At 41.0% G+C, this 13,284-nt stretch carries 10 protein-coding genes; 5 read left to right on the top strand and 5 right to left on the bottom strand.

Annotation, left to right across the window (positions count from 1 at the left end; translation table 11 throughout):
* Window positions 1-56 precede the first annotated feature (56 nt).
* Window positions 57-1,460, bottom strand: coding sequence for a magnesium transporter (gene mgtE / locus JWG40_RS09155; protein WP_205285491.1), 1,404 nt, complete (start codon window positions 1,458-1,460; stop codon window positions 57-59).
* A gap of 65 nt (window positions 1,461-1,525) precedes the next feature.
* Here mgtE and JWG40_RS09150 point away from each other — a divergent pair, with 65 nt between their 5' ends.
* From JWG40_RS09150 to JWG40_RS09140, 3 genes are read left to right on the top strand one after another with little or no spacing between them, the layout of a single operon-like run.
* A complete protein-coding gene (locus tag JWG40_RS09150) occupies window positions 1,526-2,218 on the top strand; it encodes a hypothetical protein (RefSeq protein WP_205285490.1) in 693 nt (230 codons plus the stop codon).
* A complete protein-coding gene (locus JWG40_RS09145; protein WP_205285489.1) occupies window positions 2,208-3,254 on the top strand; it encodes an OmpA family protein in 1,047 nt (348 codons plus the stop codon). The genes JWG40_RS09150 and JWG40_RS09145 overlap by 11 nt, the downstream gene beginning before the upstream one ends.
* Window positions 3,247-4,203, top strand: coding sequence for a cation diffusion facilitator family transporter (locus JWG40_RS09140; protein ID WP_205285488.1), 957 nt, complete (start codon window positions 3,247-3,249; stop codon window positions 4,201-4,203). Before JWG40_RS09145 ends, JWG40_RS09140 begins: the two co-directional genes overlap by 8 nt.
* Here JWG40_RS09140 and JWG40_RS09135 read toward each other — a convergent pair.
* Both JWG40_RS09135 and uvrA read right to left on the bottom strand, forming a co-directional pair.
* A complete protein-coding gene (locus JWG40_RS09135) occupies window positions 4,200-5,246 on the bottom strand; it encodes an acyl-CoA dehydrogenase (RefSeq protein ID WP_205285487.1) in 1,047 nt (348 codons plus the stop codon). The genes JWG40_RS09140 and JWG40_RS09135 overlap by 4 nt on opposite strands.
* 6 nt (window positions 5,247-5,252) lie before the next feature.
* The gene (uvrA, locus tag JWG40_RS09130) at window positions 5,253-8,144 is read right to left on the bottom strand and encodes an excinuclease ABC subunit UvrA (protein WP_205285486.1); all 2,892 of its coding nucleotides are present in this window, start codon (window positions 8,142-8,144) and stop codon (window positions 5,253-5,255) included.
* Between the two features lie 40 nt (window positions 8,145-8,184).
* Between uvrA and JWG40_RS09125 the strand changes: the two genes are divergently transcribed.
* Window positions 8,185-9,819, top strand: a complete 1,635-nt coding sequence (locus JWG40_RS09125; protein WP_205285485.1) for a S49 family peptidase — start codon at window positions 8,185-8,187, stop codon at window positions 9,817-9,819.
* A 24-nt stretch (window positions 9,820-9,843) separates the two neighbouring features.
* On the opposite strand, the gene JWG40_RS09120 is transcribed toward JWG40_RS09125, so the two are convergent.
* Together JWG40_RS09120 and JWG40_RS09115 are read right to left on the bottom strand one after the other, a co-directional pair.
* The gene (locus tag JWG40_RS09120) at window positions 9,844-10,851 is read right to left on the bottom strand and encodes an L-threonylcarbamoyladenylate synthase (protein ID WP_205285484.1); all 1,008 of its coding nucleotides are present in this window, start codon (window positions 10,849-10,851) and stop codon (window positions 9,844-9,846) included.
* Between the two features lies 1 nt (window position 10,852).
* Window positions 10,853-12,424 (bottom strand): glycosyl hydrolase family 18 protein, encoded by a 1,572-nt coding sequence (locus JWG40_RS09115; RefSeq protein WP_205285483.1) that lies wholly within the window; start codon window positions 12,422-12,424, stop codon window positions 10,853-10,855.
* A gap of 145 nt (window positions 12,425-12,569) precedes the next feature.
* Here JWG40_RS09115 and JWG40_RS09110 point away from each other — a divergent pair, with 145 nt between their 5' ends.
* Window positions 12,570-13,280, top strand: coding sequence for a queuosine precursor transporter (locus JWG40_RS09110; RefSeq protein ID WP_205285482.1), 711 nt, complete (start codon window positions 12,570-12,572; stop codon window positions 13,278-13,280).
* Window positions 13,281-13,284: the final 4 nt, after the last annotated feature.

Genomic DNA, 13,284 nt, shown 5'->3' with positions numbered 1-13,284 from the left:
TCAGTATTTGGTGATTTCTCTTTAGTGGCAAGAATTTTAAATTGAAAGGGCAATCCCTAAACTAAATATTTTGCGAACACTGTGGCAAGTCCGAGGAAAAAGAAAAATCCACAAACATCTGTGGTGGCAGTCACAAAAATAGAGGATGCAATTGCCGGATCCACACGCATTGCTTTCAGTACGATCGGAACTAATGATCCCGTGAGAGAGGCGACAATCATATTTACAAACATAGCAGTTCCTACCACAAGACCAAGAACAAGATTTCCTTTTACTAAGAAGATCATACATCCTGTTACGGTTCCAAGTACAAGCCCATTCAATACTCCGATTGTACATTCTTTTCGAACCGCTTCCCACCAATTAGAAAAGGAGAGGTCTCCTGTGGCAATATTTCGGATAACAACCGTTACTGACTGCGTACCCGCATTCCCTCCAAGCCCTGCCACAATTGGCATAAGGGTAGCAAGAACCACAATTTGAGAAATGGTATCTTCAAAAAAAGCAACGACTGTAGAGCTTACAAAAGCAGTGAGTAAATTCACATTCAGCCAAATAATCCTTCGTTTTACCGATTGTAAAATGGGTGTAGATAATCTTTCATCCTCTGATACCCCGGCCATAAGTAGGATATCTTCCGAAGCCTCTTCCTCCACGATCTCTAAGACATCATCTACTGTGATGCGGCCAATGATTCGACCCAAATCATCTGTGACTGCGGCACTGACTAAGTCATATTTTTTGAATGTATTGGCGACCTCTTCCTGATCGACATCATAATGAAAAGCAAAGACAGAGAAGTTTGTGATTTTTGCTACCTTAGTGTTGATGGGTGTGAGGAATAAATCTTTTAAAGGAATAAACCCTTCAAGGACTCCATCTTCATCGGTAACATACACTTGGTAGATGTCTTCGATTTCTTTTGCTTTTTTGCGAACATTGATGATTCCTTTGCGAACATTGTCTGTTATGGAAACAGTTGCAAAGTCTTTAGACATAAGACGTCCCGCCGAGTATTCACGAAAACCCAACTGGGAACGAATTTCAAAACTATCGGCTTTACTTAAGTTTGCTAAAACTAGCTCTCGTTTGGTGCCTGGTAAATAAGAAAGAAGATAGGTGGTTTCATCTGTTTCAATATGATCCAGAGTGTTCGAAATCTCATCTACAGAAAGTTCCTCTAAAAAAGACTCCAAGGTCTCCTCTTCCATTTTGATCAGGGAATAGGCTTGGTCTTCTTTTGGAAGAAGACGAAATAGGTATAATTCCTCTTCGCGTTCTAAGTCACGAAATAAGGTGACGATATCGGCGGGGTGAGCCCCATCCAACATTTCTTTAAGCTGTTTGGAATCCTCAGCCGTAATGAGGTCTTTGATCTCTGCGACAAACTCATCATAGGAATCGCTGTCTCTGTCGATTTTGATACGGAATTCGGATTCTTTCTTTCTTTCTTCTTCCATAAATCAGCGGATTTCCTGAATTTTCCAATTGACGGTTATGTCACGTAGAGCATAGGCTATATCCTATGTCGGCACGAGTTCGAATTTTGAAAACGAATCTTTTTCTTCTACTTGTTTTTTCCCACTGTGTTCTCTTCGAACCAAAAATTAGTAAAGTTCCTGATGCTTATGTACGGGATGAGGTAATGAACTCAGAACAGAAAAACGCCACAAGAGTTCTGACAGATAAAATCATCAAACTTAATAACGAAGTCTCGGCGCAAAGAAAGGCAAACACTCTCACAGGCCAAGCGATCAAAATCTCGCAAAGTAAGGTAACAAAACATAGCGCCCAAAGGGATCTGGCTCGCACCAAAGAAACCTACTTCGTTTTGAAAGAAGACTCGGCAGCTTCCAAAAGGTATCTGGAGGAAAGCCTGGGCCATGAATTGGAACGGGCCAAAGAAGAAACTAGATACAAAACTTGGGTGCAAAAAGAAAAAGAAGACAAGGCCTATTTGGAGATGAAAGAAGCGGCTCTTGGTGAACTCATCGCTGAACTCGAATTAGTTCGCTCGGAAATTGCCGTTAAATTCCAAGAATCGCAAGGAAAAACTCCAACCGACCCAGAATATATTAAAAAAGAAATTTATGAAACCCAATATGCAGAGAAAAAATCCGACGCTCGCCGTCGGGTCTCTGACTGGGAGCGAGTCAAAACAGAAGCTCCTAGTTTGCCAAAAGTCAATTTAGAGGACAGTTTTGACGATGCGAAGTAAACAAAGAAGCCTAAGCTTCTTACTCCTAACCCTTGTTTTTGTTTCCGGCCTATCGGCAGATTGGGTTTACTTTCCTTACGAATACAACCAAATCTATAAAGAAAAATATGCTTTGGAACTAGAACTGGCTGACATTCGTAAACAACACCAAAACGAACTGAATCGTTTGGAAGAGGAAAAAAAAGAACTCCAAACCCAAAATCGCAATCTTACCGAAGACTTAGAATTAGAAAAACGAAATCGGGCCAAAGAACAAGATGAGTATTCTGATAAGATGCGCGATTACGATATGCGCCTTCGTGGTTTAGAAAAGAAAGGAACGGATAAAGAACGTCTCCTTGCAGATGAAAACCGAAAACGAGAAGAAAAAGACAGGGCAGATCTAGATGCATTGAAGAAAAAACTCGAAGAAAAAGAACGAGAAAACCTTCAAAAAGAACAAAAACTCCGAGAAAATTATGAATCCAAAATGGATGAACTGAAAGAAAGGATTCGCAATTTAGAAGAGGAACTTGGAAACCTACGTAAACTCACCAAAGAACAAAAAAGAGAATTAGAAAGGCTTGCCGAACAAACCAAAGAGTTTGAAGAAAAGTTAGCCAAGGAAATCACTTCAGGCCAAATTCGCCTCAAACGTTTTCATAACAAACTTATCATCAATATTGATGATAAAATATCCTTTGATAGTGGTTCTTCGGAACTAAAACCTGCCATCCTTCCTGCGATTGAAAAAATTCGGGATATCTTAGCTGCTTATCCAGAAAACTACATTGTGGTGGAAGGTCATACTGATAATGTTCCCATCAAAACAAAATTCAGAAACAATTGGCACTTATCCAGCGAACGTGCGTTATCCGTCTTGGATCATATGTTGCAAAACAAAAACCTAAATCCAAAAAACTTTTCTAGCGCCGGTTATGGGGAATTCCAACCCATAGTCCCCAATACAACAAAAGAAAACAAAGCTCTGAACCGCCGCGTGGACATTGTGGTTGTACCTAGAGCTACTGGGTCACTCAATACAAACAATGAGTAAACCAAGACCCAAACGTTCTCGCTTGGTATTTTTTTTAAGCCTTTCGGGTCTGCTCTCTGTTCTTATATTTTTTATTGAATGGATTGGTTCAAAAGAGAGCGGAAGCCTTGCTCTCTTTGCGGATGCAGGCCATATTTTTACCGATGTATTTGCCCATATTATCTCGCTATTTGCTCTTCTCATTGCATCCAAAAAACCAACACAAAAATATCCTTTTGGATTCCACCGGTTTGAGGTTTTAGCAGCTTTATTCAATGGCCTTCTCCTCATTGCGATTGCTCTTTTTATTTTGTATGAAAGTTATATGCGCTTTTCTGGCTCGGCTCATGTAGAAGCGGATGCGATGCTCGCCTATTCCCTTGTGGGATTTGGAATCAATTTAATATCTGCAGGGCTTCTCGTAGGAGTCAGTAAAACAAGTCTCAATTTAAAATCGGCATATCTCCATGTAATTAGTGACTTACTAGGAACCCTTGCGGTTGTCGTTGGAGCCCTTCTCATTCGATTTACTGGATTTAAAGAAGTAGACCATTTCCTAAGTATCATCCTTGGAATCTTTATCTTAAAAACATCCTATGGAATCGTGAAAGAATCTATAGAAATTCTGATAGAAGCAGATACAAGTGAATTTGACAAAGAGCATTTATTGGAACATATCAAAACCTATCGAGGCATCGAAGCAGTTCCCCAAATGACTGTTCGAAAACTCACATCAGGTGTGTTCTCAGTCGAACTACAGATTTTAGTCAAAAAAGATGCAGACAGGGATAAAATCGTTTTAGAAATTCATAAAGTACTAAAAGAAGAATTTGGTGTTCCGTTTGTTTCAGTCGAAATTCTCTCTTCCGCTCTAAAAAACCAATTAGAAGGAATCGCTATACGAGAAACCGAACGTGAATTTGGTCACCACGGCCATAGCCATGGACACGCTCACGACCACCATCACTAAGAATTCCTTTTTTTTATTTGGACTAAGTAATTGGTAAAGGAATCTTCCCAAACAAAAAGTTGGTAGTCTGGATCAATGGACTTAAGTTCCTTAGGAGAATCTACCTTCCAGAGTTTGGCAAGAGCCAATAGCAAGCCTTCCGTCGGGTAAGGAAATCCAGAAAGTAAAAATTCACCATCGGGATTTCCATTTCTAGGTGAGAGAAAAGACTCCCTCCAGTCGATCAGTTTTTCTCTTTCTTTTGCAACAGTTTGCTCTTCTAACGAGATCTTTTTTGTTTTCCCAATCAGTAACGAAGCTAAAGACATAAGTTCTTTTAATCTTAGTTCCATTCCCAGTTTGCCATAATTTTCTAAAACCAAGTCATCCTTTGTGATGGGATATTCGCATAACGAAAGTTTTAAATGACTTACCAGATGGGTAAAGTCTGTTTGGAAACACTCTTCTTGGATTTGGGTTTTCTGATCCGTGGAATTCCCTTCTCTTTGCCTATGCACTAGGTAGACGGGATTTTCTGATCCCTCTTTCGTTATCCAGAAAATCAGGTCGGCCTCCCCACCATTGGTGATAAAGGATTTGGTTCCTGACAGAAGTCCATCTTTTACTGTTGAACTCAGCTTCCTAAGTTTCCCCTCCCAACCGGGTTCACTCACTCCTACAGCATAGATTCTTGTAGGGTTTGTTTTACGAAAAGCGTCCCAAGGAGAATCAAATGAAGTTTTTTCACTCACCGATTTTCCTTTCGTGTAAGATTCATTCTCCATCTGTAAATGAGCTTGTTTTAAGATTCCCCCTGCCACATTGACTTCGACCATACAAGAAAGAGCAAGAGAAACACCCACAGGCTCTTCTGCTAAGTGAGATAGTTTCTTCTGGAATTCTAAATAAGATTCTAAACCGAGAAGAAAGTGATAAAAACCTTCCTTTATGAGATAGGGTTTCCAACTTCGATAAAACCCGGCCTCTGGTCCGCCGGTATCTTTTGGATAAGAAGAACCAGGGACCCCATACTTTAAAATCAAGTTTACCTGTTCTACACCCATAACAAACTACTTGGATTTCTTTTTGGCATATTTGATGTCTAGCGCCTTCTCTTCTTCCAATACTTTTTTTAGATACTGGCCAGTAAACGAACGTTTTTCGGTAACCACTTCTTCTGGAGTCCCAGTAGCGATCACTTCCCCACCACCGTCACCACCCTCAGGACCAATATCAATGATATAGTCTGCTGCTTTAATCACATCTAAGTTGTGTTCGATGATTACCATCGAGTTTCCTTTGTCGACAAGGACTTGCAGGACAGAAAGTAACTTTTCAATGTCTTCGAAATGAAGTCCTGTTGTTGGTTCATCCAAAATATAAAGTGTTTTTCCTGTAGGTCTTTTGGAAAGTTCTGTGGATAGTTTAATCCTTTGGGCCTCACCCCCAGAAAAGGTTGTGGCAGCTTGGCCGAGTTTAATATAACCAAGTCCCACATCCATAAGAGTGTCTAACTTACGTTTGAGATTTGGAATTTTTTCAAAGAAAACAACGGCCTCTTCAATGGTCATATCCAAAATATCGGAAATATTTTTTCCCTTGTATTTTACTTCCAAAGTCTCTCTGTTGTATCGTTTGCCCTTACAAACTTCACATTCTACATAGATATCGGGAAGAAAGTGCATCTCAATTTTTAAGATTCCGTCGCCTTCGCATTTTTCACAACGTCCTCCGGCAACATTAAAACTAAATCTTCCGGGTCCATACCCTCGCACCTTAGCTTCTTCGAGTCCGCTATACAAATCCCTGACAAAAGTGAACAAACCAGTATATGTTGCCGGGTTGGATCTCGGAGTTCTTCCGATGGCCGACTGGTCAATGTTAATCACCTTATCAATCTGATCTTTACCCAGGATTTTTTTATGTTTTCCAGGAATGAGCTTCATTCCCATCACAGAACTTGCAAGTTCCTTGTAGAGAATTTCATTGATAAGAGTAGACTTCCCGGAACCGGACACACCGGTAACAACCGTTAAACTTCCAAGTGGGATGGATACATCAATATTCTTGAGATTATTGTGTGTGGCTCCAGTGATTTTTAGGAACTTTCCATTGCCCTCGCGCCTTGTTTTCGGCATGGAAATTCTTTTTTCCCCAGAGAGAAATTTACCTGTGACAGAATGTTTGTCTTTTTTGATTTGTTCGGGAGTGCCAAAGGCCACAATCTCTCCGCCATGAATCCCAGCGCCAGGACCCATATCCACAATGAAATCTGCCTCTTCCATGGTTTCTTTATCGTGTTCGACAACAAGAACTGTATTCCCGAGATTACGAAGGCCTTTTAAGGTTTGAACAAGTTTCGTATTGTCTCTTTGATGAAGGCCAATGGAAGGTTCGTCCAAAATGTACAAAACACCCATTAGGCGAGATCCAATTTGAGTCGCTAGTCGAATCCTCTGCATCTCACCACCGGATAATGTTCCTGCGGAACGGCTAAGGTTCAAATACCCTACACCCACATCGTTCAAAAAGTGAAGGCGTTGGAGGATTTCTTTTAGAATAGGTTTAGAAATGGTATCTTCGGCCCCTTTGTATTCGGAGGATTTTGTAAACGCTAAGGCCTTTTCAATGGAATAACCAGTGTAAGCATCGATTCCCACTCCTTGTACTTTGACAGCCAAGGCTTCCGGACGGAGACGTTTTCCATGGCATTCATCGCAATCATGGTTTGTCATAAAAGATTCAAACCACTGGCGCATCGAATCCGATTTTGTTTCTTTATACCGACGTTTGAGGTTAGGAATCACACCTTCATAATTTTTGGAAAATTCATAATGCGAATTGGCACCCCGAAAATCATAATCGATATGAATGGACGCATCTCCATGTAAAATTGTAGATCGAATTTTTTCAGATAGATCTTTCCATGGAGTGTTTAAATTGAATTTCAATTTTTTGGATAACGCTTGTATGGTGGCCATATACCAATAGGAATTGGATTTGGAACCTCCCCAGGCTTCGATACAACCTTCGGCGAGTGAAGCATCTCTATCAGTCACTAGGAGAGATTCATCAAACTCTAAGAGGACTCCGAGCCCATCACAATGGGAACAAGCACCAAATGGAGAATTAAAAGAAAATAGTCTTGGAGTGAGTTCGGGAATACTCACATCATCGCATTTGGGACAGGATAGTTTTTGAGAGAACAGATGGTCTTTTTCTCCGTCCTCGACTACCACAATTCCATCCGCCGTCTTTAAAGCAGTTTCTACGGAATCCGACAACCTAGATTGAATTCCTGGTTTCATCACAATTCGATCCACAACGATATCGATATCTGCTTTGAAGTTTTTCTTCAAAGGAATTTCATCCTCTAACGAATACACCTCTCCATTCACACGCACCCGGTTGAATCCTTCTTTTTTGAAACGTTCGAGGACCTCGCGATGTTCCCCTTTTTTGCCCTGAATGACGGGTGCCATAATTTGGAGTTTGGTTCCTTCGGGAAATAAATTGATTCTATCAGTGATTTGGTCGACGGAAAGGCTAGATATGGCGGTTCCACATTTGGGACAATGAGGTTTTCCCACTCTGGCATATAACAGCCGTAAATAATCATAAATCTCTGTCACTGTACCCACCGTGGAACGCGGGTTTCGGTGAGTTGTTTTTTGCTCGATGGAGATGGCGGGACTCAGTCCCTCGATTTGGTCCACTTCTGGTTTTTCCATTTGCCCGAGAAATTGACGGGCATAACTGGAAAGCGACTCCACATACCGCCTTTGTCCTTCGGCATAGATGGTATCAAAGGCAAGGGAGGACTTCCCCGATCCAGAAAGTCCAGTGATGACCACAAGTTTATCTCTTGGGATATCAAGGTTTATGTTTTTGAGGTTATGTTCTCGGGCGCCGCGAATACGAATAAAGGAATCCACATCGGATAGCTTGTTTTCCTCTTTCATTCTGGAAAGAATTTTAAGAAATGACGGAAGAGGTTCGCCCGTGTTTCGCATTCTTTTTTTGATACTTTTTTTGCCCTTTCGCCTTCTGTATCAGTTATACCTACGTCTAAGCCTAGTTTTCCAACGAGGACGCGAGGTCTATGAACTGGAATTTCCTGCCGTTTTTGAAGATTCTTACAAGTCTTACTTAGTCAAAAAATTTCAGGGTAAGGAAGAAACCGTCACAAGATTAGAACTCCTCATCCTTCTCAAACTCATCCAAAAAAATGGGAAAATCAAAACCTTAGATATCTCCCTTCCCCCTCTGGAATGGACTCTCTCTGAGTTCTATGAAGTGAGAAACCAACTCATTGCCATTAAAGATTCAGGTAAAAAAGTCCGAATCTTTGCCAAAGAAGGTGGAGTCGGAACTCTCCTTTTACTCACTGCAGCTACAGAAAGTTATTTGGCTCCAGAATCCGAATTTATGGTTTTATTACCAAGCGCCGAACCAATGTTTTTTGGTAAGTTTTTGAAAACCTGGGGGATTGAAGTCCAAGCCTTTGCCTCCGGTCCCTACAAATCCTTTGCCGAAAGTTTCACTAGGGGTGAGTTTTCTAAAGAAGCAAAAAAGAATTTAGAAACTTTGGTTTTGGATTTACGAAAAGTAATCCTAACTGCCCTTACCAATGGAAAAAAATCATTAGAGCCTATTTTCTATAGACCAATGCTATCTTCCGATGAACTTCTGTCAGCTGGTATCATCCAAGGAATCAAAACAGAAACAGAATTCTTTTCTGATGACAGAAAGGTGTTTTCTGGAAACTATCCGTCCCTACACTACAAAATCAAAGAATTTCGCATCCTTCCCAAACGAAAGGCTGAAGTAGTGATCCTTCCTTTAGAAGGAGGAATCTCTGGAGGTGATTTTTTACATAAACATAGAGAAAATGGAAAAATTGAAGCCTTCTCACTCATTCCCAATCTAAAAGCTCTTTCTGAAGACAAAAAAATCAAAGCAGTGATCTTAGAAATTTCCTCACCTGGCGGGTCCGCGTTTTATTCCGAACAAATCCACCAAGAGATCCTAGAATTAAAGAAAACCAAAATTGTTACCGCTTATTTTAAAGATACTGTTGCGAGCGGTGGGTATTACCTTGGTTCGGCGGTAGATCATATCACGGCATCTCCCGTTTGTATTACAGGTTCCATTGGTGCAGTGAGTATCCGAGCCAATCTACAAAAATTATACAAAAAGTTTCAATTGAATAAAGAGGCCGTTGGATTTTATCCTTTTCGAGACATCCATTCTGAATTCCAACCCCTTTCCAAACAAAGTGTTCAGTATCTAGAATCTCAAATCAAAAAGATCGAAGGTTTGTTTTATAGGCGTGTGGCCGAAGGAAGAAAAATTCCTTTAGAAGACCTTCCAAAAATTGGAATGGGGAGAGTGTATTTGCCAACTGTGGAAAACCGGATTGTGGATTCACTCGGAGGGCTTTTAGATGCAGTTCATGAAGTGAAAGAAAGATTAGGTGGAAAACCGATCCTTCTCACAGAAGAACTTCCTGCTTACAATCTAAGAAACAAAATTCCCATTCTTGGCGGACTGATTTCTGAATTAAAAACTTTAGAATCACTAAACGAGATCTCACTCCTATCCCCCATTCGTCTCGCATGGAAAAACAGAAGATAATTGGGAATTTAAGGTTTCTAAAAGTTAACTACTGATAGCCTTCTCCAATCGATTGCGAAGGCCCTCTTCTCCTTTACCGAGTTTGGGAACTTCGCAAAATATTGTATCGATTCCTGCGAAGTCACAGGCTTCAAAAAAAGCGTAGAGTTTAGACGCATAATCTTCATTAGAGGATACAAAGCAGAAACGATCGCTTTTGAATATCGGATGAAGATTACCAAGTTTATTTCCCTCATTGAGCTCTATCTCTTCGAACGAAAATCCAATCCATGCAGTGGACTTGGATTCATTCATTGTCTTTAAACTAAATTCGAATTCCTCTTTGGATGCCAAAATCACACGGGCTGTGGGAGCATAATGTTTGTATTTTGTTCCGGGGCTTAAGGGAACGGAATCTGTCTCCTTTTGGGAACCAGACCCTGGAATCCAAAGGTCAGGGAGAATTTTCAGAAGTTCATTCGACTCAATGGATCCGGGCCGTAGTAATACCGGAGTTTTTCCCACAAGGCTTACTACCGTGGATTCAATCCCGAAACTCGGCTCCTCAGCGATAAGGATTCCGTCCACCACCCCGTCAAAGTATCGCAAAACATCACTTAGTTTGGTTAAAGAAGGCCTACCCGATAGATTGGCTGAGGGGGCAGAGACCGGTCCCAGAGAAAGTTCAATCCATTCTCGAACCACTGGACTTTTAGGAATCCTTACGGCGAGTGTATCCAATTCCTTTGGAAAAAGGGATTTGTCTTTTTTAGGAAGGATGAGAGTGAGAGGACCTGGAGAAAAACGTTCCAATAACGCTCTACCAACATCCCCTAACTCACATACGGCGGCAATGGATTCGATAGAATGGAAATGAGCAATGAGAGGATTATCTTTGGGCCTTCCTTTGATTTCATACACTCGGAGACAAGCCGACTCAAGCCTTGTGGAAGCCCCAATTCCATAGACAGTTTCTGTGGGAAACACAACGACCTTTCCCTCTTGGATGAGGTTCGCAAGCAAACGTACATCCGAAGAGATTAAGGTTTTCATTTTAAAACTTTTTTGTTTTGGCTTTAGATTTGGAATCGGATACTTTTAAAGCTTCTTTGGAATCACTCATTGGAGTTGTTGTTTCTTCCTTTGGTTCCTCTTCCTCTTTAGCTTTTTCGACTGGAGGGAGTTGGCCTTGGACCAGTTTGCTTAAGTAAACATTGATTTCTGGATCATTGTCGGTCACGAGTTGCCAGAAAGAAAATCCACCCAAATCGTACTTACGAAGAAGGGTCATTTTTTCTTCAAAGGCTTTTCGGTTCATATAAAAAGCCACTCGGTCGCAACCACCACTGGTATACCAAAGGGATGGATCTTCATAAGCGCGATTCTTATGAATGTCAGAAAACTTAGATAAATTTCTCCAACTAGCCACTTTGTTCTCTTCATTTAAGATCCGATTGATATCCGTGGGTTGGCGATTTTTATGTACCCCTGCTTTGATCCTTTGGGCATCGGAATGATAAATGGCTTTGGCAGAAGATTTGCAATTGAGAGCCCAATCATATCCATAAGTGGGAATGGCCATATAAAGTTTATGCATGGGCACTCTTTTTTTGGCATATGTAATGATTTCTTTTAACCAAACATTCGGTGCTTGGGGTCCAGGACCTGGGTTATGGTATTTACGAGGGTGGAGCTCATAGGCCATAATTTTCACCCGATCCGCATGTTTGGCAAGGAACGCATAATCATGTGTAGTGGGCCCTCTCCAATTTTCACGAAAATCAAGAGCGATTGGCTTGGAAAGGCCACGGCAATTCAGTTCTTTCTTTTTTGTTTTTTCCGCAGGAGTTTTCGGGTGTACCGCAACAGAAATCAGTTTTCCTTTTTTATGAACTTCCCGGGCAAGAAGGGCAAAAAACTCTTCAAACTTTTCTTTTTTGTCGCAGGACATTCCTTCATAATCAATATCAATTCCATCATAACCATAAGTCATAATTTCATTTACGATGACTTGGATGTGGTGGTCACGGATGTCGTTTCTCCCACCCATTCCAATGTTTTCTTGGATTTTTTCCTTTGGATTTTCCCAGCGAAAGATAGTCGGAATGATTTTCACTTTTGGATTTAACGCACGCAGTTCCAGAACTCGTTCTTTCTTGGAAGTACTAGACCAACTAGAAATCAATTCTCCGTTATTAGAAAGTCCCCCTTTCATGGTATAAATGAAGGGATGGATTTCGTTGTAGAGATGAACTGTTTTTTTCATCGCTGTCCAATCAGTGGACCAGGCGGAGGAACGAAAAGATACGTTTTCATCGGGAAGAAAGTTTGGCAAATCCGCAGATTCTTCTACAGTTTGTGTTGTTTGTAACTCTGTGTTTTCTTTTGTTTCCATCTCGGAAGGAGTGCCAAGCGAGGGAGTGGAAGCTTCCACAACACTTGGGTTGGCATTTCCCGTTTTGGCACTGTCTTTTAACACAAGGGCTGTACCGTTATTTTGGATTAAGTTCATTCCTAAATAGAAGGAGATGGCGGATAAAAAGACCCAAGAGGCAAATAATAAGGAATATTTAGCTGCATTAGACAGAGGATGTTTGGAAGAGGATGAGTTTTCAGATTCGGACATATATTACTTCTAGTGTGATTATCGAACGCGGATGAAAAAAAGAGTAGAGAATATTCGAAACACGCAAGACCCTATTTCTCATCCCATGATTTTTCAGGAGGGATTCTCTCCTAGTCTAAATTCGAAGGAAAGGAAAAAGAAATTTATGCATGTTCTCAAACAAAAACCGGTCATTCTATATACGGTTCTTCTTAGTTTTTTTCTAACCTTTCTTTTGCTTGCGGAACTTACCGGTAGTAAATTATTTTTTGCCTTCGGATTCACAATGACTATGGGGGTTATCCCTTTTCCAGTCACTTTTATCATCACAGACCTTTTAAACGAATACTATGGTAGAAAGGTAGTACGAGCCACAACCTTTCTTGGAATGGTGATGATTGGACTTGCTTACCTTCTTATTGTGATCGACATCCAAATTCCGGCAAGTCCCGAATCCCCGATTGATGATGCCTCCTTTGAACGGGTGTTTGCCAATTCTGGCCTTGTGATTTTAGGATCCATCATTGCTTATATGATTGGGCAGATGATTGACCTCCATACCTTCCATTTCCTTAGGAAAAAAACTGCCGGTAAACACATTTGGCTAAGGGCTACCGGTTCCACCATCATCTCCCAACTGATTGATTCTTATGTGGTGATCTTTATCGCTCTCGGCAAATACCATCCCGTCTCCAAACTGATCGCCATTGCCAACACAAACTTTTTATACAAAATGGGTGTGGCTATCCTCATTACACCTCTTCTCTATGCCATCCATATCTACATTGACCGTTATTTGGGAGAAACTTTGAAAAACCAAATGTTCCGATCAGCCATGGAAGAAGAAGGATTGGAATCCACCATCCAACCAGGGTAAGGCG

Origin of the sequence: Leptospira abararensis, assembly GCF_016918735.1 — a bacterium.
GTDB classification, from domain to species: Bacteria; Spirochaetota; Leptospiria; order Leptospirales; family Leptospiraceae; genus Leptospira_A; species Leptospira_A abararensis.
The sequence above is the reverse complement of the archived record's forward strand: the minus strand, read 5'-3'. Positions and strand labels throughout refer to the sequence as shown.